The organism is Pseudoalteromonas sp. AS84 (assembly GCF_038900255.1).
In the GTDB taxonomy this organism is placed as follows: Bacteria; Pseudomonadota; Gammaproteobacteria; order Enterobacterales; family Alteromonadaceae; genus Pseudoalteromonas.
On record NZ_JBBMQY010000018.1, the window covers coordinates 24,571 to 51,261 of the forward strand.

General features: G+C 39.5%; 24 protein-coding genes. 16 read left to right on the forward strand and 8 right to left on the reverse strand.

Going from position 1 to position 26,691, the window contains the following annotated elements:
- The first annotated feature begins 4 nt into the window (after window positions 1-4).
- The 6 genes from WNY79_RS16100 (at window position 5) to WNY79_RS16125 (ending at window position 7,481) form a co-directional block, all read left to right on the forward strand.
- Window positions 5-2,095 carry a chemotaxis protein CheA gene (locus WNY79_RS16100; RefSeq protein WP_342876384.1) on the forward strand — a complete coding sequence of 697 codons (2,091 nt, stop codon included), beginning with the start codon at window positions 5-7 and terminating at the stop codon, window positions 2,093-2,095.
- Window positions 2,092-2,577, forward strand: a complete 486-nt coding sequence (locus WNY79_RS16105) for a chemotaxis protein CheW (RefSeq protein WP_342876385.1) — start codon at window positions 2,092-2,094, stop codon at window positions 2,575-2,577. The genes WNY79_RS16100 and WNY79_RS16105 overlap by 4 nt, the downstream gene beginning before the upstream one ends.
- Window positions 2,578-2,622: 45 nt before the next feature.
- Window positions 2,623-4,929, forward strand: coding sequence for a methyl-accepting chemotaxis protein (locus WNY79_RS16110; RefSeq protein ID WP_342876386.1), 2,307 nt, complete (start codon window positions 2,623-2,625; stop codon window positions 4,927-4,929).
- Between the two features lie 80 nt (window positions 4,930-5,009).
- On the forward strand, window positions 5,010-5,840 hold the full coding sequence (locus tag WNY79_RS16115) for a protein-glutamate O-methyltransferase CheR (protein ID WP_342876387.1): 831 nt from the start codon (window positions 5,010-5,012) through the stop codon (window positions 5,838-5,840).
- Window positions 5,824-6,441 carry a chemoreceptor glutamine deamidase CheD gene (cheD, locus tag WNY79_RS16120; protein ID WP_024599653.1) on the forward strand — a complete coding sequence of 206 codons (618 nt, stop codon included), beginning with the start codon at window positions 5,824-5,826 and terminating at the stop codon, window positions 6,439-6,441. Before WNY79_RS16115 ends, cheD begins: the two co-directional genes overlap by 17 nt.
- A gap of 8 nt (window positions 6,442-6,449) precedes the next feature.
- Window positions 6,450-7,481 carry a chemotaxis response regulator protein-glutamate methylesterase gene (locus tag WNY79_RS16125; protein WP_342876388.1) on the forward strand — a complete coding sequence of 344 codons (1,032 nt, stop codon included), beginning with the start codon at window positions 6,450-6,452 and terminating at the stop codon, window positions 7,479-7,481.
- Here WNY79_RS16125 and WNY79_RS16130 read toward each other — a convergent pair.
- Window positions 7,471-8,508: a polysaccharide deacetylase family protein gene (locus WNY79_RS16130; protein ID WP_024599655.1), complete on the reverse strand. Its 1,038-nt coding sequence runs from the start codon at window positions 8,506-8,508 to the stop codon at window positions 7,471-7,473. The two genes, WNY79_RS16125 and WNY79_RS16130, sit on opposite strands and share 11 nt — an antisense overlap.
- Before the next feature lie 42 nt (window positions 8,509-8,550).
- Between WNY79_RS16130 and WNY79_RS16135 the strand changes: the two genes are divergently transcribed.
- Window positions 8,551-9,822 carry an MATE family efflux transporter gene (locus tag WNY79_RS16135; RefSeq protein ID WP_342876405.1) on the forward strand — a complete coding sequence of 424 codons (1,272 nt, stop codon included), beginning with the start codon at window positions 8,551-8,553 and terminating at the stop codon, window positions 9,820-9,822.
- Between the two features lie 13 nt (window positions 9,823-9,835).
- Here the strand turns inward: WNY79_RS16135 and WNY79_RS16140 are convergent, their stop codons facing one another.
- Entirely contained in the window at window positions 9,836-10,105 is a 270-nt protein-coding gene (locus WNY79_RS16140) for a hypothetical protein (RefSeq protein WP_002959572.1), read from the reverse strand.
- Window positions 10,106-10,114: 9 nt separating this feature from the next.
- The gene (gene nfuA / locus WNY79_RS16145; protein ID WP_002959571.1) at window positions 10,115-10,690 is read right to left on the reverse strand and encodes a Fe-S biogenesis protein NfuA; all 576 of its coding nucleotides are present in this window, start codon (window positions 10,688-10,690) and stop codon (window positions 10,115-10,117) included.
- Between the two features lie 146 nt (window positions 10,691-10,836).
- On the opposite strand from nfuA, the gene WNY79_RS16150 reads away from it, so the two are divergent.
- From WNY79_RS16150 to WNY79_RS16165, 4 genes are all read left to right on the forward strand, one after another.
- Entirely contained in the window at window positions 10,837-13,389 is a 2,553-nt protein-coding gene (locus tag WNY79_RS16150) for a M14 family zinc carboxypeptidase (RefSeq protein ID WP_342876389.1), read from the forward strand.
- A 192-nt stretch (window positions 13,390-13,581) separates the two neighbouring features.
- Window positions 13,582-14,949 (forward strand): alkaline phosphatase PhoX, encoded by a 1,368-nt coding sequence (locus WNY79_RS16155; protein WP_342876390.1) that lies wholly within the window; start codon window positions 13,582-13,584, stop codon window positions 14,947-14,949.
- Between the two features lie 119 nt (window positions 14,950-15,068).
- On the forward strand, window positions 15,069-15,368 hold the full coding sequence (locus tag WNY79_RS16160) for a hypothetical protein (protein WP_342876391.1): 300 nt from the start codon (window positions 15,069-15,071) through the stop codon (window positions 15,366-15,368).
- Between the two features lie 83 nt (window positions 15,369-15,451).
- Window positions 15,452-17,572, forward strand: coding sequence for a TonB-dependent receptor (locus WNY79_RS16165; protein WP_342876392.1), 2,121 nt, complete (start codon window positions 15,452-15,454; stop codon window positions 17,570-17,572).
- Between the two features lie 9 nt (window positions 17,573-17,581).
- On the opposite strand, the gene WNY79_RS16170 is transcribed toward WNY79_RS16165, so the two are convergent.
- Window positions 17,582-18,259, reverse strand: a complete 678-nt coding sequence (locus WNY79_RS16170) for a ComF family protein (RefSeq protein WP_342876393.1) — start codon at window positions 18,257-18,259, stop codon at window positions 17,582-17,584.
- A gap of 74 nt (window positions 18,260-18,333) precedes the next feature.
- Between WNY79_RS16170 and bioH the strand changes: the two genes are divergently transcribed.
- The 3 genes from bioH to WNY79_RS16185 all read left to right on the forward strand — a co-directional run bounded on the left by bioH (window position 18,334) and on the right by WNY79_RS16185 (window position 20,336).
- Window positions 18,334-19,071: a pimeloyl-ACP methyl ester esterase BioH gene (gene bioH / locus WNY79_RS16175; RefSeq protein ID WP_342876394.1), complete on the forward strand. Its 738-nt coding sequence runs from the start codon at window positions 18,334-18,336 to the stop codon at window positions 19,069-19,071.
- A 90-nt stretch (window positions 19,072-19,161) separates the two neighbouring features.
- Window positions 19,162-19,470, forward strand: coding sequence for a hypothetical protein (locus tag WNY79_RS16180; RefSeq protein WP_024599660.1), 309 nt, complete (start codon window positions 19,162-19,164; stop codon window positions 19,468-19,470).
- 5 nt (window positions 19,471-19,475) lie between these two features.
- On the forward strand, window positions 19,476-20,336 hold the full coding sequence (locus tag WNY79_RS16185; protein WP_170072829.1) for a putative metalloprotease CJM1_0395 family protein: 861 nt from the start codon (window positions 19,476-19,478) through the stop codon (window positions 20,334-20,336).
- A gap of 70 nt (window positions 20,337-20,406) precedes the next feature.
- On the opposite strand, the gene WNY79_RS16190 is transcribed toward WNY79_RS16185, so the two are convergent.
- From WNY79_RS16190 to greB, 4 genes are all read right to left on the reverse strand, one after another.
- Window positions 20,407-22,734, reverse strand: a complete 2,328-nt coding sequence (locus WNY79_RS16190; protein ID WP_076925834.1) for a Tex family protein — start codon at window positions 22,732-22,734, stop codon at window positions 20,407-20,409.
- Between the two features lie 168 nt (window positions 22,735-22,902).
- Window positions 22,903-23,484, reverse strand: a complete 582-nt coding sequence (locus tag WNY79_RS16195) for a CBS domain-containing protein (RefSeq protein WP_024599663.1) — start codon at window positions 23,482-23,484, stop codon at window positions 22,903-22,905.
- Between the two features lie 50 nt (window positions 23,485-23,534).
- Complete coding sequence (locus tag WNY79_RS16200; RefSeq protein ID WP_024599664.1) at window positions 23,535-23,846, reverse strand: hypothetical protein; 312 nt, start codon at window positions 23,844-23,846, stop codon at window positions 23,535-23,537.
- 116 nt (window positions 23,847-23,962) lie between these two features.
- Window positions 23,963-24,442, reverse strand: a complete 480-nt coding sequence (gene greB, locus WNY79_RS16205) for a transcription elongation factor GreB (protein WP_076925836.1) — start codon at window positions 24,440-24,442, stop codon at window positions 23,963-23,965.
- Window positions 24,443-24,637: 195 nt separating this feature from the next.
- Here greB and ompR point away from each other — a divergent pair, with 195 nt between their 5' ends.
- On the forward strand, window positions 24,638-25,357 hold the full coding sequence (ompR, locus tag WNY79_RS16210) for a two-component system response regulator OmpR (protein WP_002959552.1): 720 nt from the start codon (window positions 24,638-24,640) through the stop codon (window positions 25,355-25,357).
- Window positions 25,358-25,362: 5 nt separating this feature from the next.
- Window positions 25,363-26,676 (forward strand): two-component system sensor histidine kinase EnvZ, encoded by a 1,314-nt coding sequence (gene envZ / locus WNY79_RS16215; RefSeq protein ID WP_197186160.1) that lies wholly within the window; start codon window positions 25,363-25,365, stop codon window positions 26,674-26,676.
- Window positions 26,677-26,691: the final 15 nt, after the last annotated feature.

A 26,691-nucleotide genomic window follows, 5' to 3' on the forward strand; every position in this document is an offset into this window, starting at 1 on the left:
CCGTGTGAGTATAGATTTAAGTCAGTTTTTTGAAGTTTTCTTTGAAGAGAGTTTTGAAGGCCTCGATACCATGGAGGCTGAGCTATTAAACTTAGTGCCAGGTGAGGAAGATTTAGAAACTATCAACACTATTTTTAGAGCTGCTCACTCGATTAAAGGAGGCAGTGGAACATTTGGTTTTAGCTCCGTTGCTGATTTTACTCATGTACTTGAAACATTACTAGATCAAATTCGCCAAGGTGAACGTGTGCTTAGCACCGATCATGTAAATTTATTACTCAAAGCTGTGGACTGCTTACGGGGTTTACTTGCTGCACTTCAAGGTGAGCAAGAGCCTGATTTAACAGAGGCAGATTCGTTAAAAGTACAATTTGAACATGTACTTGGAATGAAAAACGAAACACAAGCAAGTAAACCTCAAAGCCAAGAACCGCAAACAAGCAGTAATACCTATCAAATAGACTTTAAACCTCATCATCATTTATTTAAAACAGGAAACGAGCCACTGTATATGATCAGTGAGCTTGAAGAGCTAGGCGAGTTAGAAACCACAGCATTTTACGATGAAGTTCCAGAAATCACCGATTTAAGTAGTGATGAATGCTTTTTACATTGGCGCTTTTTTTTAAGCACTAGCCATGATGAAAAAACCATAAAAGAAGTATTTGAATGGGTTGAAGACGATGCCGACATAACAATTGAATTGTGCGGAGGCTTATTTGGCAATGATGAGCCAATACAACCTAATCAAGGTGAAATATCTAAAGCTGTTGAGCTTGAAGAATCCGATTCAATAAAAGTAGCTGAGTTACCAAGTAAGCCTCAGCAACCGGCTGCTAATAAAGAAAAAAAACCTGCAAGTACACCAGAATCCACCTCCATTCGTGTTGGCATTGATAAAGTGGATTCGTTAATAAATATGGTTGGTGAACTTGTTATTACACAAGCTATGCTAAATCAGCTTAGCGAACAAGAAATCACACCAGCCACAATCACTTTACTACAAGAAGGCCTAGCGCAACTTGCCCATAATACGCGTGATTTACAAGAAAATGTGATGCGCATTCGTATGCTCCCGATAAACTTTGTATTTAGCCGTTTTCCTCGATTAGTGCGAGATATAGCACAAAAGCTAAACAAGCAGGTTGAGCTAAAGTTGATTGGAGAGCAAACCGAGCTTGATAAAACAGTAATGGAAAAAATATCCGACCCTATGGTCCATTTAGTGAGGAACTCACTTGATCATGGATTAGAGACTGTTGAGCAAAGGCTGGCGGCAGGTAAAGATCCCGTTGGCACAGTAACCTTAAATGCATTTCATCAGGGTGGAAACATTGTTATTGAAATAATGGATGATGGGCAGGGGTTAAATACAAAAAAAATAAAAGAAAAAGCCATCGCTAACCAATTAATCCCAGCTGATAACCACCTCAATAACGATGAAATAAATGAGCTTATTTTTATGCCCGGCTTTTCAACAATGGATGAGGTAAGTGATTTATCTGGTCGTGGAGTTGGGATGGATGTAGTTAAGAGAAATATTCAATCTTTAAATGGCTCAGTAGAGGTAACCTCAGAGCCCGGTGTTGGTTCTACGTTTACTATTAGATTACCACTTACTCTCGCTATTTTAGATGGGCAATTAGTTAAGGTGGCTCAGCATACTTATATTATTCCGCTCATTTCTATTGTGGAATCTCTGCAAATTGATATTGCTAAAGTGAGTCGAGTGGGTAAAAACCTTGATGTATTGAGGCTTCGGGACGAATACATTCCTATTTTAAGGCTCTACGATATTTTTAATCATAAAAATGCCATTGAATCACTCGATAAAACGCTACTTGTTGTTGTAGAAACAGATAATCAAAAGGTCGGTTTATTAGTTGATGATTTACTGTCTCAACAACAGGTTGTTATTAAAAGTTTAGAGGCTAACTATCACAAAGTTGATGGCGTATCAGGAGCCACTATTTTAGGCGATGGGCGTGTATCACTGATTGTTGACGTTAGCGGCTTAATAAAGCTCTCAGGTTTAAAAAAACCAGGTAGCCAAGAATTAACGATTGAAACGCAAGCCACTTTGGAGGCGTTATGAGCTCAGAGCAAAGCCAGTTAAGTAATCAATTAAATCTTCAGCAACAGCAAGGTGTAAAACAGTTTTTAACTTTTATTATGGCTGATGAAGAATACGGCGTTGATATTTTAACAGTACAAGAAATTCGCAGTTGGGAAGAAATTACAGTACTGCCCAATGCGCCTGAATTTGTAAAAGGCGTTATTAATTTACGTGGAACAATAGTGCCAATTATTGATTTACGGTTGCGCTTTGGATTACCAAGTGTCGACTATGGCCCATTAACGGTGGTTATCGTTGTCAAAATAGAATTTGAATTAGGTAGTAAAATTGTAGGTGTTGCTGTTGATGCCGTCTCTGATGTTTACAGTATTGCAGAGCAGGATGCGAAAGCGGTCCCTAGTTTATCTGAATCGAGTAATTGTGAATATGTAGCGGGGTTGGTGAATGTCGGTGAAAAAATGGTAGCGCTAATTGACCTGCAAAAAACAATGAATATTTAGCAAATAGAAACTAAATGAATAATAAACTTAAAGGTGGTGATGGGCATGGGATGGTTTAGTAATCCAAAGCAGTCAAAATCAAGCAACGATTTAATTGTAGATGCATTAAATAAATCATTAGCGGTGATTGAGTTTGAACCTAACGGAAATATAATTACTGCAAATATGAACTTTCTAAACGCGATGGGCTATCGTCTTGAAGAGGTTCAAGGCCAGCATCACTCTATGTTTGTGGACCCAGATGAAGCTCAGGGCAACGACTATAAAAACTTTTGGCAACGCTTGCGTAACGGCGAGTTTATCTCAGATGAGTTTAAGCGAAATGCTAAAGGTGGAACTGAGGTATGGATTCAAGCAACTTATAATCCAATTGTTGATGAGCAAGGGCAAGTATTAAAAGTCGTTAAATTTGCCACCGACGTGACTGAACAAAAGTTAATTTCAGCAGAAGCTTCTGGACAAATTAGCGCTATAAGTAAATCCCAAGCGGTTATCGAATTTAATTTAGATGGCACCATTATTGATGCCAATGATAACTTTTTAAATGCGCTAGGCTATCAACTCAGTGAGATTAAAGGTCAGCACCATAGGCTTTTTATTGACCCCGAACATGCAAATAGTATCGAGTATAAAGAGTTTTGGGCCAAACTAGGTCGCGGTGAATTTGATTCAGGGGAATATTTAAGAATAGGGAAACAGGGTCAGGAGGTTTGGATCCAGGCTTCTTATAACCCAATTTATGATATGAACGGTAAGCCGTTTAAAGTGATCAAATATGCATCTGATATTACTGAACAAAAAGAGCTTGAAAAAGCATCTCGCAAAGCAGCCGATTTAGCAAATGCGCTTAAAGTTTGCCAAGCTAATGTAATGATTGCTGATAAAGATCTCAATATAGTATTTGTGAACGACCGTGTTCAGAAAATGCTAAAAGTACGTGAAAAAGAATTACAAACTGTATTACCAAGCTTTTCTGTTGATAATTTAATTGGCACCTGTGTTGATGATTTTCATAAACACCCTAACCATCAGCGCGATTTATTAAAAAATCTCGATAAGCCTCATAAAGCCGAATTACTTTTAGCGGGTGTCACTTTCACCTTGATTGCTTCACCTTGGATTAGTCAAGACGGAAAGCATTTAGGCACTATTGTTGAGTGGGAAGATAGGACCAATGAAGTTGCGCTTGAAAAAGAGATTGCTGAGCTTATTGGTGCTGCAGGTAATGGCGAATTAGATACAAGAGTAGCGGAAGATGGGAAGGAAGGGTTCTTTTTACGTTTGGCTCAAGGGCTAAACAGCTTAGTTAAAATAGTTGATGATGCAGTTGCCGACACTGGCAATATGCTAGATGCGATGGCAAGTGGTGATCTATCAAAACGTATTGAAAAAGAATATAAAGGTTCATTTGATAAGCTTAAACGCGACGCAAATGCTACGGCAGATAAGTTAACGGAAGTGATTAATCGCATAAATTCATCGGCAACGCTAGTAGCCAGTGGTGCAGAAGAAATCTCTCAAGGTAATGCTGATTTAAGCCAACGTACAGAAGAGCAAGCCTCGTCACTTGAAGAAACAGCGTCAAGTATGGAAGAAATGACCAGTACCGTTCGCCAAAATGCTGATAACGCAAAAGTAGCGAACGATCTAGCAGAAGAAACATGTGAAAAAGCGATTCAAGGTGGTGAGGTTGTTAATAGAGCCGTTACGAGCATGTCGGCAATTAATGAGTCGAGCAAGAAAATTGCAGACATTATTGGTGTCATTGATGAAATAGCATTTCAAACTAATTTATTAGCGCTTAATGCTGCAGTAGAAGCTGCAAGAGCGGGTGAACAAGGTCGAGGCTTTGCCGTCGTGGCAGGTGAAGTGCGTAATTTAGCACAGCGCTCTGCAGGTGCAGCTAAAGAGATTAAAGAGTTAATAAGAGATAGCGTAGGCAAAGTAGCCGATGGCTCTCAATTAGTTAATGAGTCGGGCGCTACACTTAAAGAAATTGTTGTGTCGGTGCAAAGAGTGACACAAATGATTTCTGATATTACAGAGGCATCTGAAGAGCAAAGTGCGGGTATAGAGCAAGTTAATAAAGCCATTTCCCAAATGGACGAAATGACGCAACAAAATGCTGCCTTAGTAGAGCAAGCTTCTGCAGCAGGCGAGTCTATGGCTGAGCAAGCTAATGAGATGCGTCGACTACTCAATTTTTTCTCAATAGGCCAGCAAGAGATGGCAATGATTTCGCCGACTATGCACACGCCTAAATTATCTCATAGATCGCAAAGTAACTTTGTGAGTAACAAGCCCAGAGGCGATAACTTTGTAGACTCTGCTGATGAATGGGAAGAGTTTTAATAACCAATCTTCTTAATATACCTCGCTGGATACATAATCACAGCGAGGTGTTATTCGGTAGGCTTAATTGAGAGCGAACAATGAAAGAGTTTTTGTGTACCGAACGCGACTTTAAAGAAATTGCTAACTTAGTTTATAACGCGTGTGGAATTGTATTAGGTGAACATAAGAAAGAGATGGTTTATTCACGCTTAGCAAGACGTATTAGAGAGCGTAAACTAACTGATTTTAAAGCATATTTAGAGTATTTAAATAACCACAAAGATAAAGAGTTTGATGCCTTCATCAATGCTATAACAACTAACTTAACGTCTTTTTTTCGTGAAATACACCATTTTGAATTTATAAAATCTGAGCTTGTACCAGCTCTTTTAAAGGCAAATAAAGACAGTAAGCGAGTAAGAATTTGGTCTGCAGGTTGCTCAACAGGGGAAGAGCCTTACAGTTTGGCGATGACTTTAAATAATGCATTTCCAAGCAATTGGGATGTAAAAATACTAGCAACCGATTTAGATTCTAATGTATTGGCAAAGGCACAAAAGGGTATTTACACCGCAGCGAATGTTAACGGCTTAGATGGTGTGCAACTTAAGCGTTGGTTTTTAAAAAGTAAAGATGGTGAAAACTATAAAGTTAAAGATAGGCTGAAAGAATCTATTTCATTTAGGCGCTTAAACTTATTGCAAAATTGGCCAATGAAAGGATCATTTGATCTTATTTTATGCCGTAATGTTGTTATTTACTTTGATAAAGAAACAAAAGACCAGCTGTTTAAACGTTACGCCAATATATTAAATGAACAAGGTTATTTGTTTTTAGGCCACTCAGAAAGTATGGGGAAAGAGCATACGCAATTTAAAAATTTAGGGAAAACTATGTACCAAAAGGGACAAGATGCACACAGAGTTTAGGCCGGTATTACCTAACTTTGAACATATTAAACGATATTGGGATTCAGGCAGAGGTAGCGTTGTTGCCAAAGTGCTTCCGGGTGAGTTTTATGTTTCTAAAAATAATGAGCTGATTTCTACTGTTTTGGGCTCGTGTATTGCGGCTTGCGTTTATGATGAAGTGCTAGGAATTGGAGGCATGAATCATTTTATGTTGCCAATTCAAAAAGGGGCAGACCTTAAAAATGCGCATAGTTTAAGTTGTCGTTACGGCAACTGGGCTATGGAGTATCTTATAAATGAAGTTTTAAAAAATGGCGCGTCTCGATGCAACCTAAAAGTAAAGCTTTTTGGCGGGGGTAAAATTATTAGTGCGATGACGGATATAGGGCTAGGTAATATTAGTTTTGCAGCGGCGTATATTAAAGAAGAGGCATTAAATCTAGTTGCCCACGATATGGGTGGACCATGGCCGCGGAAAATATTTTTTCATCCGAATACCGGTAAAGTTCATATGAAAAAGCTTAAAAACCTACACAACAATACGATTGAAAAACGCGAAGTCCGTTATTTACAAAATCTTAAAAAGCAAGAAGTAGTGACTGATATAGAGCTGTTTTAGGAGTATGCATGATTAAAGTATTAATAATTGATGACTCTCCTTTAATAAGGCGTTTACTCACTGAAATATTACAACAAGCTGAAGATATTACAGTAGTGGGTAGCGCTGAGGATCCCTACGAAGCTCGTGAAATGATAAAAAAGCTCAGTCCTGATGTATTAACGCTCGACGTCGAAATGCCAAAAATGGATGGTATTAGTTTTTTAAAAAACTTAATGCGATTAAGGCCAATGCCAGTAGTGATGATTTCAACACTAACTCAAAAAGGCTCTCCTATCACATTAGAAGCACTCGAATTAGGGGCTGTTGATTTTATAGCTAAGCCGACTAACAACGTAAGAGAGCAATTGAGCCAATATGCATTACTTGTCCAGCAAAAGGTGCGAATAGCTGCTGGAGCAAGAGTAAGAAGCTATAAAAAAGTAGCCATCACAAATGAGCCTATTAATACTCATTTTCAGTTTTTGCTTAATAAAGTAATTGCGATAGGTGCTTCAACGGGTGGAACTGAGGCTATAAAAGAAGTACTTATTAAAATGCCACCAAATTGCCCGCCCATTGTAATTACTCAGCATATCCCTCCTGTGTTTAGCGCTTCATTTGCTGAGCGAATGAATCGTACATGCGCGATAAATGTGAAAGAGGCTGAACATGGAGATAAGCTTAGCGCGGGCTGGGCTTATATAGCACCAGGTGGTTTTCATTTAAGTATTAAAAAACGGGGTGTTAGCCTGTATTGCCAGCTTGATGATGGCGAGCCGGTCAACAGACATAAACCCGCGGTAGACGTGTTGTTTAACTCATTAGTAGAGACTGGGGCTAAAAATGTAGTTGCAGCAATATTAACTGGAATGGGGAGTGATGGCGCAAAAGGGCTACTTGCACTAAAACAAAACGGTGCGTATACCCTAGCTCAAGATGAGTACTCATCGGTGGTATGGGGTATGCCTAAAGCTGCCGCTGAGCTAAATGCGGCAGACGAAATAGTTGCGCTGGATAAAATAACCCAGCGGCTTTTAAATCAGGCCGTTAAGGTTTAGGCGCTTCGATTACCCAAGGCTGTGAAAACCAAAAATAATCACTAGGACTTGAAATAGAAGGGGCAGTACAGTTAAAGCGAGAGCGCCCTTCATTGAGTACTTTTGGTGAGGTTATTTCAACTGTATTTTTATTTATCCATTTTAAATCAGCTTGTCCTACGCTTGATACGTAACAGGCAAATTGACTCTTATGGAAATCACCCATATTAAATTCAATTGTGAGCGCGGGTGGATTTTGTTGTGTAACGCTATCTTGATAAGTTAAATTGGTGATATTAAACGCGCGTGAGTTAAGCTTAGTAATAAGAGTTTCTAGTTTGCTGTAAAAGCCTGATGCAGGAAAACGTGGTAAGCGGCTAAAATTAGAATCTTTATTTACAGCGCCGGAGTGCTGACCAATACCCACAAAACCAAGCTCTGTCACAAGTGCTTGCAGCTCGTTATTAAACTCACCATACGGGTATGCTAAGTATTTATAGTCGTGGCCTATTTCTTCTTTTATACGCTTTTGAGAGCTAAGAATATCTTGCTTAATACGTGATTGCCATTGCGCATCAGTTTCGTTTTCAAGCTTAAGGTGTAAGTAATCATGTTGTCCGCTATGATTGGCTATTAATGCCCCTTTTTTAGATAATTCTTTGAGCTTATCCCACCCCATTACGTAACTCATACCTTCGTCTATTAATTTAGGATTTACAAAGATAGTGTACGGGTAGCCAAACTTTTCTAAAATAGGTGCAGCTTGTTCATAGTTATTGTTATAACCGTCATCAAAGGTGATAGCGACAGTTTTATCAGGTAAGGTTTCACCTTGCTGAAGCGCGCTTATTAACTCATTAAGAGGAATAACGTTAAAGTTGTGCTCTTTTAAATAGCTTAAATGTTTAGTAAAAGTATTCGCGCTAACGCTCGTTACAGCAGGCAGGGTTTCACTAACATGATGATACTGTAAAATAACGGCTGCTTGAGCCCGCACAGATATACTAATGAGGATAAATAATACTAAATGAAACAATTTCTTATACATAATAAGGCACACCATAAAAGCTTGCTGTTGTTAGCGGGTCCGATGATACTATCAAATATCACAGTGCCGTTGTTAGGAATTGTTGATACTGCTGTAATTGGGCACTTAGGAAGCGCTCATTACTTAGCGGGTATTGCTCTTGGCTCTGCAGTTATATCTATTTTATTTTGGCTTGCTGGTTTTTTAAGAATGAGCACCACGGGACTCGTGGCACAAGCGTACGGAAAAAACGATTTAACCCAACTTGCCGCTTTACTTAAACGAAGCCTATTACTTGCAAGCGCAGTGGCTGTGCTATTAATTGTGTTATCCCCATTAATAAAGCACGCTATTGCTTATCTCTCCGCCGCCAATGGCGATGTACTCACCCAAGCATATCAGTATTTTAGCATTCGTATTTTTAGTGCTCCAGCAGCATTGTGTAATTTAGTGTTACTGGGTTGGATGCTTGGTGTGCATTATGGTCGAGGTCCATTTTATTTATTACTCGTCACTAATATCGTTAATATAGTGCTCGATATTTATTTTGTGGTTTATTTAGATTGGGCAGTTGCAGGCGCTGCGTGGGCTTCACTTATTGCTGATTATACGGCTTTAGTATTTGCACTGTTTTTAGTGGTTAAATTAGCTAAAAAGCAAGGTATTGAACTAAATGTACCGAATTGGCTAAGTATTAGCAAAATGGCTGAATTATTGAGTTTGAATAGAGATATATTTATTCGCTCTTTGATACTGCAATTATGTTTTAGTTTTATGACATTCTACGCAGCGCGAATTGGCGAAACTACACTCGCCGCTAATGCTGTTTTACTTAACTTTTTAATGTTGGTGAGTTTTGCTCTTGATGGCGTTGCTTACGCATCTGAGGCAAAAGTAGGGCAAGCTAAAGGCCAAGGAAGTGTTAAAAATATAGAACTATGGGTTAAAATAAGTGTATTTTGGGGCATGCTTTTTGGCGTGTTATATAGCGCTTTTTTTGCATTATTTGGCAGCACTATAATAAAGCTTTTAACCAATGTGCCAGAGGTTATTCAAGAGGCAACTCACTATTTGCCATGGCTAATAGTATTGCCTATTTTGGCCATGAGCTGCTTTTTGTTTGATGGTGTTTTTGTTGGACTCACAAGAGCAAAGAACATGCGTAACAGTATGATACTTTCCGCTGGAGTTGGGTTTTTTGGTGTGTTTTGGGTGTTTATAGACTGGGAAAATAATGGGTTATGGCTGGCTATGAGCTGCTTTATGTTAATGCGCGGGGTTACATTAATCATTAAATATTACCACTTAAAAATAAATAATCAGCTATTAGATTAAATAAATGAATGGTTTATTTCCAGAGATCGGGGTCGTGGTGTTTAGGGCCCATATCTTTTAAAACTTGTGAAAAACGATTAGCAAAAATACCGCAGTAGCCCCAACCGGCAAAAAATAATGCGGGGAGTAAAATTATAACGCCAATTATTTGTAAGCTGTAGTGAGTGTAATACCCAATAGATATGAATATCACGGCTAGCACAAACAGTGCTAAGCCGCGAAAAAAGCGCTTTAAGCTCAGCTTAGGGTTGCTCCCTAAGCGATAGATAAGCTGCTTTAGCATTTAAAAGGCCTAATAGTAAGAGTGATCGCCCGCTTCGTGCTCTGTTATATCAGCAACACCGGTGATTTCTTCAAACTTAGCTATCATTTCTTTTTCAATGCCTTCTTTTAGCGTTACATCGATCATAGAACAACCGTTACAACCACCACCAAACTGAAGTATAGCTATACCTGCAGCTGTAATTTCAACAAGGCTTACTTGACCACCGTGGTTAGCAAGTTGTGGATTTACTTCGGTTTCTAGCATGTGCTGTACACGTTCGTTTAACGATGCATCATCACCTATTTTACGCGCCTTTGCATTTGGTGCTTTTAGCGTTAACTGAGTACCCATTTTGTCGGTAACAAAATCGATTTCAGCTTCTTCTAAAAATGGAGCACTTTCTGCATCTACAACGGCATCAAAACCGTTAAAGTTTAGGCGAATATCGCTCGCTTCTACAGCGTCTTCTGGACAATAAGACACACCACATTCCGCTTGTGATGAACCAGGGTTTACAACAAACACACGAATATTGGTTTGTTGTGATTGATCTGCTAATAGTTTAGCAAAATGCGCTTGCGCTGTTTCGGAAATAGAAATCATAAAACCATCTATACTTGACTAAATTACTCGGATACTGCGTATCATACTCCGCTCATCGTGTTGCGGCTAGTGTTGAGCGTAAAAAGTTGGCATCTATTTTAAGCAATGGTAGCGTGCAAACAACGAACATTTTTTGAGTAATTTATATGCGTTTGGTATTAACATTAATGGTGGTGTTGCTTAGCTTTTCAAGTGTAGCTAAGCCACTTTCGTATTATTTTGAACAAGATGTAAAATTTGACCCTTCAATTCCTACTCCTAAGCAAGTACTCGGTTACGAAGTAGGAGAGTGGCACGTGAGACACGATCAGCTCGTACGTTATATGGAAATACTTGCTGATAAAAGCGACCGTATAAATTTTGAGGTGATTGGCCGCACGCATGAACAACGCCCGCTTGTAATGCTAACAATTACTGCGGCTAATAAGTTATCAAACATAGAACAAACACGCCAAGCTCATCTGGCACGTTTAAGTAATAATAATGATAAAGCCCAAGATGAACCCGCTGTTGTGTGGATGGGTTATAGCGTTCATGGTAATGAATCATCAGGTAGTAACTCATCATTGCTGGTGGCTTATTATTTAGCTGCAGCTCAAGGCGATGAAGTTGATGAGTTATTAAACAACACTGTTATTTTACTTGACCCTTCACTTAATCCTGACGGGCTCGCTCGTTTTGCTAATTGGGCCAACAGTAACCGAGGCATGAACTTATCAAGTGACCCTAAAACCCGTGAGCATGTTGAAAACTGGCCAAGTAGCCGTACTAACCATTACTGGTTTGATTTAAATCGTGACTGGTTATTACTACAACATCCTGAATCGCGCGCGCGTATTGCCAAATTTCATCAGTGGAAACCAAATGTCTTAACCGATTTTCATGAAATGGGGCCTAATAGCAGTTACTTTTTTCAACCAGGTATTCCAAGCCGTAAACACCCAATAACACCGGATGAAAATGTAACTTTAACCAAAGCGATTGCTAACTATCACGCAAAAACGTTAGATAAAAACAACGCACTGTACTTTACCGAAGAAAGCTTTGATGACTTCTATTACGGTAAAGGTTCAACCTATCCTGATGTAAATGGTGGTGTCGGTATTTTATTTGAGCAAGCCAGCTCTCGCGGACATGTGCAAGAAACCATAAACGGTACACTGACTTTTCCTTTTACTATTAAAAATCAGTTATTAACGAGCTTATCAACCTTTAAGGCGGCTGTTGATAACCGAACTGCTTTACTTGATTACCAAGCTAAGTTTTATAATCAGGCAGCTGATTTAGCCAGTGATGAAAGCTTTGAAGGCTATGTTGTTGAAGGTGCAAGTGACAACACCCGTATTGAGCATTTTTTAGAATTGTTAAAGCAGCATCAAATTAACGCTTACCCACTTACTAAATCATTAAAAGCAGATGGTAAGAATTTCAGTACGCATAGCTACTTTGTACCATTAGCGCAGCCACAATACCGTTTGGTAAAAGCGGTTTTTAGTGAGCAAAAAAACTTTACTGATAATACTTTTTACGATGTATCAGGCTGGACATTAGCGCATGCGTTTAATCTGCCATTTTCTAAAGTTAAAAGTAGTTGGGGATTAAAGGTTGCTGATAAAGCATGGGAAAAAGTAGCAACCCCATCATTTTCTCCACTCACCGAGGGTTACGCATTTGGTTTTTCGTGGGATGATTATTTAGCACCTAAAATGTTAAATAGCCTATTACAGCAAGGTATAAAAGCACGTGTAGCGCTAAAAGCGTTAACGGCTAAATCAACATCAGGAGAAATTAATTTTAAACCTGGAAGTATTATTATACCGGCAGGACTACAAACAAATACAGATTGGATTACTCTGCTAAATAAAGCACAAAATGAGTTTGGTATTGCAATTAAACCAATTACATCAGGCTTAACAAGTAAAGGAGCCGATTTAGGGTCGCGATCAATGGCGGTTGTTAGTGCTCCAAAAGTACTGCTTATTGGCGGGCTAGGCGCAAGCCAGTACGAAGTCGGCGAGGTATGGTATTACCTAGATCGTTTTGTAGGTGTTGCACCAACAATTGTTGAAATGAACCGCTTAAGCTCACTCGAATTAAGTGACTACAGCCATATTGTGCTTGCTCATGGCAATTACAATAGCTTATCTGATACCGACAAAGTGGCTATCAAAAGCTGGGTAAGAAAAGGCGGCGTTATTTGGGGTCACAAAGGCGGCGCTAAATTTTTAGCAGATCAGCAATTACTCAAAGCAAGCTACCTATCACGACAAGATGTAGCGAGTGCATTTAATACGACAGGTTTAAGTTATGGTGATAAAGATCATTTAGCAGGGCGTCAGCGCATTGCAGGTGCTATTTTTAATACTAACGTAGATTTAACTCATCCGCTTACATTTTCACTTAAGCGTAATACATTGCCCGTATTCAAAAACAGTACTTGGTTGCTAGAAGCTTCCGATGCACCGTTTGTAAATGTGCTTACCTACACTAAAAATCCATTATTGGCAGGCTTTACCGATGCCGTTAATGTTGAGCAAGTTGCTGGCGGTGCAGGCTTAATTGCTCACTCATACGGGCGAGGAAGTGTTATCGCTATGACAGATAACCCTGTGTTTAGGGGGTATTGGTATGGTACTAGCAGGTTACTAAGCAATGCTCTATTTTTTGGACATACCTTTAGGGCAAATGGCGAACAATAATTACTTTTTGAATTTAAAAACAGGCTTTTATATAGCCTGTTTTTTGTTTAATGACTTTTAGTTATTAATTATATTACCTCCCTGCTTGCTATATGACATTTTCATGAATTTATAGCCCGAGTGCGTTTTTATAATTATTTTTAATTTATTATCTACCTTCATTTAAAAGTATTACCTTTACAGGGCTTAAATATGATTTCCAGAAGACAGTTTCTTTTGAGTGCTGGCACACTCGCATTTATTGGTCTTTCCCGAAGTGCATTTGGTAAAGTTACTTTAGCTAACTTGACCGATAGTGTATTGGCATATGGTTCTTTAATTCCTGACTCTAATAAATTACTCGATTTACCTGCAGGTTTTAGTTACCGCGTTATTTCTCAACTGGGCGATAAAATGGACGATGGCTTATCTGTGCCAGATAAAGCCGATGGTATGGGCTGTATTGCGCTTGATAATGAAAGAGTGGCATTGGTACGTAACCATGAGCTTTCACCAAAAAATATTAAGCAGGCGGCAACAAGTATTAAGTTGCATAAAACGCCTTTAGCTTACGATATATTTAATGATGGTGTAGCGCTCCCTGGTGGTACAAGCCACATTATTTACAATATTAAAGAGCATAAAAAAGAACAAGAATTTCTATCGCTCTGCGGAACAATACGTAATTGCTCTGGTGGTATTACTCCTTGGGGAAGCTGGCTTACGTGTGAAGAAACCGTTGCGGATCAAGCTGATGGGTTAGGTAAATCTCACGGTTATATATTTGAAGTGCCCGCAACGGCAAAAGGTCTGGTAAAACCAGAGCCACTTGTTGCAATGGGGCGTTTTAATCATGAAGCGGCTGCAGTAGATCCACATACAGGCATTGTTTATCTTACTGAAGACAGAGGCGATAGCTTATTTTATCGGTTTATTCCTAATGTGCTTGGCAAGCTTAGTAAAGGTGGCAAATTGCAAGCGATGGCTATAAAGAGTACTCCACAGTTTGATACTCGAAATTGGAGTGAAGCAATAATGCCTCTACATACCAGTTTTGATGTTGAGTGGGTTGATTTAGATGAGCCACAAAGTCCTAAAGATGATTTAAGAGTACGTGGACATAATCAAGGTGCTGCACTTTTTGCTCGAGGTGAAGGTGTGCATTGGGGTAATAAAGAGCTTTATTTTTGCTGCACTAATGGCGGTAAAAAACAGCTTGGTCAAGTTATGAAATACCAACCATCAGAGTTTGAAGGTAAAGAGAATGAAAGCTCATCACCAGGGACAATGCAATTATTTGTAGAAAGCGAAGATGAATCATTATTTAATTTTGGTGATAATTTAACGGTTGCACCTAATGGGCACTTAATCGTATGTGAGGATCAGTATACCGACGTAGTTGATAACCATTTACGAGGTGTAACACCTAGCGGAGGTGTGTATACATTTGCTCGCTTAAACGCGCAAACAGAGCTCGCTGGTGCGTGCTTTTCACCTGATGGTAAAACGCTATTTGTAAACGTATATTCACCTACTAAAACGCTTGCTATTACAGGCCCGTGGGATAGTTTTAAAGGATAAAAGGTTAAACCTGTTGAGTTGATAATTTTAGAATATATTAACAGGTTTAATATACGTGGTAGGTAAAAAGTAAATTAATTTATCGACACAAACATTGGTAACGTTATAGTATATCTATTATGCAGAGGTTTACATTACATTCACTTAGAAACCAAACAACACTAATAAAATATGCATTAGTGCTTGTTGTGCTATTCAGTGTTTTTTCTGCTTGGCACGACACCTCTCACGCATTAAAAGCGGGTCAAGAATGTGAGCTATGCTTAAGTTCTCTTGATTTAGACGATTCTATACCCGCTAAAGTGACTCTGTTTGAGTCAGGCGTTCAGTATTTTTCTTTTACAAAGTTAAATAGTCAGCACTTTTACAGTGTATTTGTTGCAATTACAGGTAACAGAGACCCACCTTTCGTTCTTTAAAGCTAACCAGTTAAACGTATTTCAAACGCTCGTTATTCAATGATAGCGAGTGAGTTTTATTGTGTATTTTTAGAGATAACGACATGAAAAATAATTATTCGCCTTTAGTGATTGCCTTATTAACAGCAATGAGTAGCACGGCATACGCAGCTGACAAAAACATCCAAAAAGATGAAACAGATATAGAAAGAGTGTTAATTACGGCTTCTCCGCTAAAGCGCACCGTGCTTGAATCAAGTACACCTGTAACCATTTTGAGTGGTGAAGCGCTAGATCAAAACCAAGCTGCAACGTTAGGTGATACTTTAAAGAATGTACCTGGAGTACATAGCTCTTACTTTGGTCCTGTTGCAAGTAGCCCCATTATTCGTGGCTTAGATGGACCGCGAATTAAGGTTGTGCAAAATGGTTTAGGTGCCTCTGATGCATCGCGCGTAGGACCCGATCACCAAGTTTCTACCGAAACCTCTACAGCAACTCAAATTGAAGTTTTAAGAGGACCAGCCACGCTTTTATACGGAAGTGGTGCAATTGGTGGAGTGGTAAATGTGGTTGATAACCGACTGCCCACACAAAGACAAGAAGGCGTAAGTGGTGAAGTGTTTGCCCAATACGATAATGTAGCGAATGCTAAAACAGTGTCGACTGATTTAAATGCAGGTTCAGGTGATTTCGCTTTCCATGTTGATGGATATACCCGAAAAACCGATGATTATAAAATCCCAGTGCCGGCAAATATAGATGAAGACGGTGGCAGCACTACACTTGCTAACTCAGCTATTGATGCCAGCGGTTATAATTTTGGTGCTGGTTGGATAACAGATGATACCCGAGTTGCTCTTGCGTATGGCCATATGGACTCTGAATACGGTTTACCGGGTGAGGAGGGGGTATTTATAAAGCTAAATCAAGACCGCTACCAAGGGGTTGTAGATTGGAATAATCTCGATGGTTTTATTAAAGCAGTGCATTGGCAAAATGCGTATACAGACTATGAGCATTCTGAAATCGAAGGTGCTGAAATTGGCACTACTTTTAAAAACGAAAGCATAGAGTCAAGGTTATGGGCTGAACATGCACCTGTTTATGGTTGGAAAGGTATTGTTGGTTTGCATTACAACAAAAGCGACTTTGAAGCGATAGGTGAAGAAGCGTTTACTCCACCAACAAAAACAGACAGTATTGCCGCATTTTTAATGGAAGAAAAAGAGGTGGGTTCACTGCTATGGCAAGTTGGTACGCGTGTTGAACAATTAACGCATAATGTAAATAACGAATTTTTTACTGAGTTAAGTGGATCAAATATTGTTTCATTCGACAACAAAGATTACACAGCCGTATCAGGCTCTGCTGGAGTGGTTTGGAGTATTGACGATAAACACTCACTTGCTTTTAATTATGCCTATTCACAACGTGCACCATCAGCTTCAGAAATATATGCATATGGTCCTCATATTGGCTCCGGCACTTATGAAATAGGCGGTGGGTTTGAGCTTAATAACGACAATGGCCAATATAATGTTGTGCAAACTGGTGAAAGCATGGACAAAGAGGTTTCAAATAATTTAGACATTACTTATCGTTACAATGCAGATACATGGAATGCCAGCGTTAGTGTGTTTAATAATGAGATTAATAATTATATTTTTGAAGATTTTACAGATTTAGTTATTAGCGATGGTACCTTTATTACATCAGCTGACTTTGAGGAGCAAGTTGCTATATCAGGTGAGCCAGATGAAGAAACCGATGGCTTACCTGTTGTGTCGTTTGCACAGCAAGACGCACGCTTATACGGCTACGAGGCACAAGTTGATTGGCATTTAAATGATGACTGGCGCTTAGAAGTTTTTACCGATTATACACGCGCTAAATTAGATGCAGGCGGTAATGTACCAAGAATACCACCAATGAGATTTGGATCATCTGTGCACTACGAGTATGGAAATTGGCATACTGAAGTAGAAGTTATCCGTAACAGTAAGCAAGATAAAATAGCCGAAAATGAAACTAATACAGATGGTTATACTATGCTTTCTGCTTCAGCTAATTATTATCTTGATTTAGGCGATGTTGATATGACTATTTATATTAAAGGCGAGAATTTAGCTGATAAAGAAGGGCGGGTACATTCGTCATACTTAAAAGATGAGGCACCTCTACCTGGTCGTTCAGTTAGCCTAGGTATAAGAGCTCGTTTTTAATCGTTAAAACTAAATTGGCGTTAAACACGTTGTAAAAGCCCAAACGTGTTTAGCGCCGGCTTGCTTTAGGGCGTGTGTAGCCGCATTAAGTGTTGCCCCTGTCGTCATCACATCATCAACAATAGCGACTGTTTTACCGCCCATATCCTCTGTACAAATAAAGGCATTTTTTAAGTTTTTAATACGCTTTGCTTTAGATAGCTCCGACTGGGCTTGTGTTTTTTTATTGCGAATAAGTACGTTATTCAGTGGCGCGTAATTAGCTAAACATGGTTGCCAAACTTGGCTTACTTGATTAAACCCGCGAGTAATGAATCGGCTTTTATGAAGAGGTAAAATAATAAAGGTATCGGGCAAGGTAGGGCTTTGCTCAAAAAACTGCGCTAATTGCTTTTTAATAGTTTGCTGTAATGCTTTTTTATAATGAATTTGGTTACTAAATTTTAGCCGTTTAAGCCAATGCTCAAAGGACGGTTGATAAAAAGCGCAGGCAAATAACTTATCAAACTCGCAATTAGGAAACATCTCAACAATATCGGGTCGGTGCAGTAAATTATTATACTTACTAAAATCAAATAACGGTAAATCTTCAAGGCAATAATCACACAACCCTAAATTAGCTGTAATCGGGCTTTGACATTGCACGCAATAAGAGGGAAATAACCAATTTAAAACAGCTTGTTTCATTGATTCACTCCGTGCATTACAACCACCTATTTAAACGTTATGATAAGCCTAAGTTTGGTAAAGGTTAGGCAAATATGCAAAATGAGTTAGTGTTATTACATGGTTGGGGAATGAATCAGGGCGTATGGCAGTTAGTACAGCCAGAACTTGAGTCTTTATATTCAGGAAATGTACGTAGCCTTGACCTACCGGGATTTGGTAATAGCCTTGTTTGCCCTAGCCCTTATACTTTACATGATGCAGCAGTAATTTTAAGTGAGCAGTTAAAGCCTAAATCTATTTTAATGGGATGGTCGTTAGGTGGTTTATTTGCACTTTATATTGCAAAGCATTGGCCCGAAAAAGTGTCAAAAGTAATTTTAATTGCTTCCACCCCTTTTTTTGCAGAATGTGACAATTGGCCCGGAATAAAAGCAAAAGTACTTACCCAATTTAAAGAACAATTAGTTAATCACAGAGAAAAAACCATAGATCGCTTTTTAGCTATTCAAGCAATGGGTAGCGAGTCGGCACGTGATGATATAAAGCAACTTAAACAATTATTAAACCAATATAGTGCGCCAAAAGTCGAAGCGCTGAGTACTGGCTTGGATATTTTACAAAACGACGATTTACGTGATTTATTTGCTCACTGCCCAGTACCTATCAAAGGAGTATTTGGTCGACTTGATGCCTTAGTGCCTTATAAAGCAATTAGTGAAATGTCAGTACTAAATACTGGGTTTGAATACGAAGTACTAGATAAAGCGTCGCACGCACCATTTATTTCTCATAAAAGTGAGTTTTTATCTGTCGTTAAATCAATGCTTTAAAATAGAGCTAAGAATAGCGCTGTTTAAAGCTTTATTTTGAGCAGAACCTGAGCGATAATTAAACAATGTTTATTTGGTGGAGATTTTAATATGCCAATCGGATCTGTATTTAACAGTGGTGTAGAAGGGTTTAATCGCGCTAGCCAAGGTATTGAAAAAGCCAGTGCTGAGATTAACCGTGCCAGTATAGAACAGCAAGATGATGCACAATTAGCGCAGCAACGTCAGCTTAGCGCAGCACGCCCTGAAGAAGCTGTTACTGCACCAGTAGCACAACCAGCTCGTGTTGATGAAGCGCTTGTTAACTTAAAAGTTGAAGAGTTTAATGCTAAGGCAAACACGCAATCAATTCAAACGGCCGATGATGTACTTGGCACGTTAATCGATATTAAAGTTTAGTAATAATGAATATTGTCACGCCATTTCCGTCTATCAATATAAACACAGCAAATGTTTATACGGAAACTGCACGGCGTGACAACCAACTACGCGAAGTTATTCCTGCTCCCGCATCTAGTAGCGCAAGCAATACAGAAACCAAAGCGCAAAGTGATGCTGAAAAAGCCAAACTTCCAGGCAATAATAGTGATGTATCTACTTACGATGCTACCGGTAAACTAGCTGACGATAAAGCAATTGAGCAGCGTGAAGGCAACTCAGAAAATTCAGAGAGTGCCGATCAAGATGCCGAACAAGAAGCGTCTCAACAAGAAACTGAGCAAGAAGAGCAACAGCTCGAACAAGAACAACAGCAAATTAAAGAACTTAAAGCCCGTGATACAGAAGTACGTGTACACGAACAAGCTCATGCTGCTGTTGGCGGGCAACATGCAGGATCGCCTAGCTATGGTTATGAGCGCGGTCCAGATGGCACCAACTATGCCGTAAGTGGTGAGGTACAAATTGATGTATCTGAAGTCCCCAATGATCCGCAAGCCACCATCGATAAGATGCAAACCGTGCGGGCTGCCGCATTAGCGCCTGCAGAACCATCGGGAGCTGATAGATCAATAGCAGCTGATGCAACACAAAAAATGGCAGCTGCTCAAGCTGAACTTGCGATGCCAGAAGAAGAGCAAAGCGAAGACGATGAGCAAAGTAATAAGCTTTCAGCCAACGAAACCAGCACTGCAGAATCAGAAAGCGACACGAATACAGAGCAATCTCGCGATGCCGATGTGGAAGCTCGAGCTGGGCGCATTGCCAATTTTTATCAAATGACGAGTTCACCACAAAGTGAAAGTGGCTTTTCGGCGTATGGTTAATAACTTCGTAAAATGAACACAAAAAAACCGCTTACGCGGTTTTTTTCGTTTTAGCTTAGCTGTACAAGTATTATTTTTTCACTTTAGCATTAGCGAACGCATCGGCAAATGCATTACCCATTAACGCATTACCGTTGTCACGTTTAGGCTTTGCAGCACGAGGTTGTGAATTATTAGCACGTGCTTGTGGTTTTTGCGTAGCTGGAGCTGCTGACTTATTACTTGTATCAATATCGTCATCTAAACGCATAGTAAAGCTTATGCGTTTACGTGCAGCGTCTACTTCAACTACTTTCACTTTTACAATATCGCCCGCTTTTACTACTTCGCGTGGGTCTGATATAAATTTATTCGTGATTGCTGAAATATGCACTAAACCATCTTGGTGAACACCTACATCAACAAATGCACCAAAGTTAGCAACGTTTGAAACCACGCCTTCTAAAATCATACCTGGTTTTAGGTCGCTAATTTTTTCAACGCCAGCTTTAAACTCAGCTGTTTTAAATTCAGGACGCGGATCGCGACCTGGTTTATCAAGCTCAGTAATAATGTCGGTAACGGTTGGTAAGCCAAATTTTTCGTCAGTGTAATCGTTAGCAGCAAGTTTAGTTAAAAAGTCGCTGTTACCAATTAGATTACTGACATCTACGCTATTGCGTTCACAAATACGTTTAACAACAGGATAAGCTTCAGGGTGAACTGATGAGTTATCTAGTGGATCGCTACCATTGTTAATACGTAAAAACCCAGCCGCTTGTTCAAATGCTTTTGGACCTAAACGCTCAACCTTTTTAAGCTCACTACGTTTAGTAAAAGTGCCGTTAGCATCGCGATAATTAACGATATTTTGCGCTAATGTTTTGTTCAAACCAGATACGCGTGTAAGTAGCGGTACCGATGCCATGTTTAAATCTACACCTACTGAGTTTACACAGTCTTCAACTACTGAAATAAGGCTTTGGCCTAATTGGCTTTGCGATACATCGTGTTGGTATTGGCCAACACCAATTGATTTTGGCTCAATTTTAACAAGTTCAGCAAGTGGATCTTGAAGGCGGCGCGCAATAGAGACAGCCCCTCGTATAGAAACATCTAAATCTGGAAATTCATTAGCTGCAAACTCAGAAGCTGAGTAAACCGATGCGCCGGCTTCGCTAACCATAATTTTACTAAGTTTAAGTTCGCTGTTTGCTTTCATAAGCTCAGCAACCAACTTATCTGATTCGCGTGATGCAGTACCGTTACCAATCGCAATTAGCTCAACTTTATGCTGACGACAAAGTTGCTCTAACGTACGCACTGATTTATCCCAATGATTTTGTGGAGCATGAGGGAAAATAGTTTGTGTAGCTAGTAATTTACCTGTGCTATCAACAACGGCAATCTTACAGCCAGTACGAAGGCCTGGATCAAGACCTAAAGTAGTACGAGGGCCGGCAGGTGCTGCCATTAATAAATCTTTTAAGTTTTTGGCAAATACGTCGATTGCACCAGCTTCTGCTTTTTCGCGCATTGCTGCAAAAAATTCATTCTCTAGGTGCAACCCTAACTTAATTTTCCACGCCCATTGCACAACATTTAATAACCAAGGACTTGCCGCTTTATATTTAATATCTAAACGGTAATGCTCCGCAATCATGTTGGCACATAGTTGCGCTGAATTTTCAGCGCTAGGCTCTGGGTTAACATTTAACTGAAGTACACCTTCATTTCGGGCTCTAAGCATAGCAAGCGCACGGTGAGAAGGTACTTTTTTGAGAAGTTCTTGATGCTCAAAGTAATCACGGTATTTTGCACCAGCTTGCTCTTGGCCTTTAATTACGGTGCTTTCAATTGCACCGTTTTGGCTTATGTGACTTCTAAATTTAGCAAGTAATTTTGCGTCTTCAGCAAAGCGCTCCATTAAGATAAATTTAGCGCCTTCAAGTACCGCTTTTGTATCTGCAAAGCCTTTTTCAGCACTTACAAATTGCTCGGCTTGTTGCTCTGGGTCAAGGTTAGCATCTTTAAATAGTGCATCTGCAAGAGGCTCTAAACCAGCTTCAATTGCTATTTGGCCTTTAGTACGGCGCTTAGCTTTATAAGGTAGGTATAAATCTTCAAGTTCAGTTTTACTTTGTGCATTAGTTATATCGGCACTTAGCTCTGGCGTTAATTTATTTTGCGATTCGATGGTCGATAAAATAAAACTACGGCGTTCTTCTAGTTCACGTAAGTACGATAGACGTTGTTCTAAAAGGCGTAATTGGGTGTCGTCTAGGCCACCGGTAACTTCTTTTCTGTAGCGGGCAATAAAAGGAACAGTTGCGCCTTCATCAAGTAATTTTGTAGCTGCAACAACCTGTTGCTGCTGTGCGTTTAACTCACCGGCTAAACGTGCAGAGATATCGCTCATGCAAAAACCTTTTTATACAATAAAATAAGACCAGAAGCGTGTTACTGGCGCCGTTAATTGCTTGAATAATATCACAGGAGGTAGTAATAAAAAGCTCTTAAAGCAAGCTATTTCACTTGCTTTAAGATGGTTGGGAAGGGAGTAAATCAATTCAACTAAAAGAGCGCCCTAGTGAGGGTGCTCAATGTTTTCTAATACTTCACTGAAAGAGTGAGCAATAGGGCTAATATGCAGTGGAATATGTAATGTTTTAGCTATTTGGCGAGCTGAAATTAGACCACAAATTTCGCTACTTGCTGTTGTAACTAATAAAAACATTGTGCCCTGATGCTCCATCGTTTGCAGCGCATCACCAATGCATGCATAGCTTAAGCTTTGCATGCTTACACCTGTAAGACGGTTAACTGGTGTCATAATATCGCGCAAGCTTACTTCGCTTCGTTGCATATTTAAGCGCTCTGCAATAATAGTAATTTTAGAGCTTTGTAAATCGGCGCTAGAAACTAGGCCAATTAATTTTTGGTTCTCGTCGGTTACTAAAACAAAATCAGATTGTTGTGCACTAACTTGTTTAAGTGCATCTGTAATCGTTGTTGTATGTTCTGCACGAATAGGCGTTTTTTGAGTAAAGTTATTTACCATTTTTAGCGCTGGAGATGATAAATCAATCAATGGTTGGTCATCTGCAAATGTGCTTGCTATAACGCCGTGAGAAACATTCTGAGTACGCAATTCTTTAAAGTTAGACATAGTAGTCACCTTAGTAGTTATAAAATTTAATTAAGTTGTAAAATAATGAATTAAATTAAATAGCTAGGTGGTCCGCGTTGGTATGCAGTGCTAAAAGGTCTGTTTAGATTGGTGCTCTTATAAAAAGAATCTACGACATTAGGAAGTGGTTGAAGCGACCTAAAGGTAATAGTATTAACGTGAGAGTCTACGTCAAAATCGAGGTTTGCTTGGTCAGGAATATCACAAGCAATAAAGTGATTAGATAGTTTAGCGTTATCAAGGTTTACGTCAGTGTTGCTGGCATGCAGCGTCAAACTTACACTCATTAAAAGTGCAAACAATACGGCATTACTAAATATGCGCTGTACTATGTTTGACATAACCACGACCTTAATTAACTGCTTTCAAATTAAACAAATCAACTTGAATAATTCAGTTATAGCTTATTGCTTTAATTTACACAATCAAAAGTTAACATGATCTGAATCAAAACTTTTTATTTCTTTTTTTGGTAATCGATACTGTTTACATACCACTGCTTTTTACCCTGAGGAGTAGGTACTTCAAAATCGTCGTCCACTTGTTTTTTAATCAGCGCCCGCGCCATAGGTGAGTCTATTGATATGTAATCTTTACGGTCGTAAATTTCATCAGGACCTACAATTCTGAATTTTTTAACTTCACCTTCTTCGTTTTCAATTTCGACCCACGCACCAAAAAACACTTTTCCATCTTGCACGGGAGAGTAGTCGATGATTTTTAAATCAGGTATGCGTTTGCGTAAATAGCGTACCCGACGGTCAATTTGGCGTAGCAAACGCTTGTTATATTGATAGTCTGCGTTCTCAGAGCGATCTCCGAGGCTGGCTGCCCAGCTTACTATTTTTGTTACTTCTGGGCGTTTAACGTTCCATAGTTGGTCGTGTTCTTGTTGTAATTGTAAGTAACCTTCGCGGGTAACTAAATTTGTTTTCATGGTGAATTCTTTATTGGCTCTAATGGTGTGCACGTTATTAAATTTGTCAAAACTTGTCGAGCGTAAAATATAATAAAGTACGAGTAAGTAAGCTTTGAAATGTTCAGTAACAATCTAAGCAAGTAATTAGTTTTTGATTATTAAGTTTTTCATTTATATTAACTAGTAATTGGATATAAAAATAAGAAAGAGATCATGGGACACGAAACCACAAAAGTATTAGTTGTTGATGACGATATGCGCTTACGCAGTTTGCTTGAACGTTACTTAGTAGAGCAAGGCTTTATTGTTAGAACCGCAGGAAACTCGGAGCAAATGGATAGACTCCTAGAGCGAGAAAACTTTCACTTAATGGTTCTCGATTTAATGCTCCCGGGCGAGGATGGCTTATCGATTTGCCGCCGTCTACGCCAAAAAGAAAATGAAATTCCTATTGTTATGCTTACAGCAAAGGGCGACGAAGTAGACCGCATTATTGGCCTTGAACTTGGCGCTGACGATTACATTCCAAAACCATTTAATCCACGTGAGCTACTTGCTCGCATAAAAGCAATTTTACGTCGCCGCGCAAAAGAAGTGCCAGGCGCACCTGCTGCTGAAGAAAACTTAATCGCTTTTGGTAAATTTACGCTTAATTTGGCAACGCGCGAAATGAGTGAAGGGGATAAAACAATATCGCTTACCAGTGGTGAGTTTGCAGTGCTTAAAGCGCTTGTTTCGCATCCGCGTGAGCCACTTAGCCGCGATAAGCTAATGAACTTAGCGCGTGGGCGTGATTACAGTGCGCTTGAGCGAAGTATTGATGTGCAAGTGTCGCGACTTCGACGCATGATTGAAGTAGATGCTGCTAATCCACGTTATATTCAAACCGTTTGGGGTTTGGGGTATGTGTTTGTTCCCGACGGTGAAAAGTAATATTTATGGGCATGTTTCCGCGCAGTGCTTTTGGACAAACTGTTTTTTTAGTGGCGGCTCTGCTACTCATAAATCAAATAGTGTCTTATGTTACGGTTAGTTTTTATGTTGTAAAACCAACCATTGAGCAAGTTAACTTGATGCTTGCTAAGCAAATTAAAACGGTATTTATTGACTGGGAAGATGGCGTTGAAATAAACGACGAAGTATCTGCAAAGTTTTTTGAAATCACTGGCATTGAAGTGATGACTCAGCGAGAAGCAATGCGCCAAGGGCTTGGGCAAAGCCGCGAGTATTCTATGCTATCGCGTAGTATGACTGAGCAACTTGGCGGTTATTCTCGTGTACGTATAAGCCAAACTGATCCGTTGATTTATTGGGTGGAAGCACCGCAAGCGCCAGGTTATTGGGTAAAAGTACCGCTTAAAGGCTTTAAAGAGAACAACTTAGAGTTTTTAACGTTTTACTTATCAAGTATTGGTTTTTTAAGTGTGCTGGGTGGGTGGTTGTTTGCAAGGCACCTTAATAGGCCATTAAAAGCACTGCAACAAGCTGCTGTGAAAGTGGGTAAAGGCGATTTTTCTACTAAGTTAGAAGAACAAGGCTCAACAGAGGTAATAGAAGTAACGCGTGCGTTTAACCAAATGTCGCGCGGAATTGCCGCACTCGAAAACGACCGCCGTTTACTAATGGCCGGTGTATCTCATGATTTACGTACGCCGCTTACGCGTATTCGTTTAGCCACCGAAATGATGGTTGATGAAGATGATTATCTTCGTGAAGGTATTATTTACGATATAGAAGACATGAACGGGATTATTGATCAGTTTATTGAGTATCTACGCCACCATAAGCGTGAAGAACTAAGTTGCGAAGATATAAATGCTTTAGTTGCCGAGGTTGTCAATTCTGAGCTTCAGCATCAACGTACTATAACGTTTAAAAGTAATCCAAATATAGGCAATATACCGTTAAGCTCTGTGGCTATTAAGCGTGTAATTACCAATATGATTGGTAATGCACTGCGTTATTCTGAGGGCAATATTGAAGTACTCAGCTACTTTAATTCAAACAAAAAGTATGTAGTTATCGCTGTAAACGATAGTGGCCCCGGCATTCCTGAAAACGAATTAGAGTCTGTATTTGAGCCCTTCAAACAAGGCGATGCTGCACGAGGCAGTGAAGGCAGTGGTTTAGGTCTTGCTATTATTAAACGCATTGTTGATATGCACGATGGTAAAGTAAAACTAGAAAACCGTCCAGAAGGCGGTTTAAGTGCACAAGTATATTTGCCAATAAAAGTATTAACCCCTGCATAGTAAATGCAGGGGTTT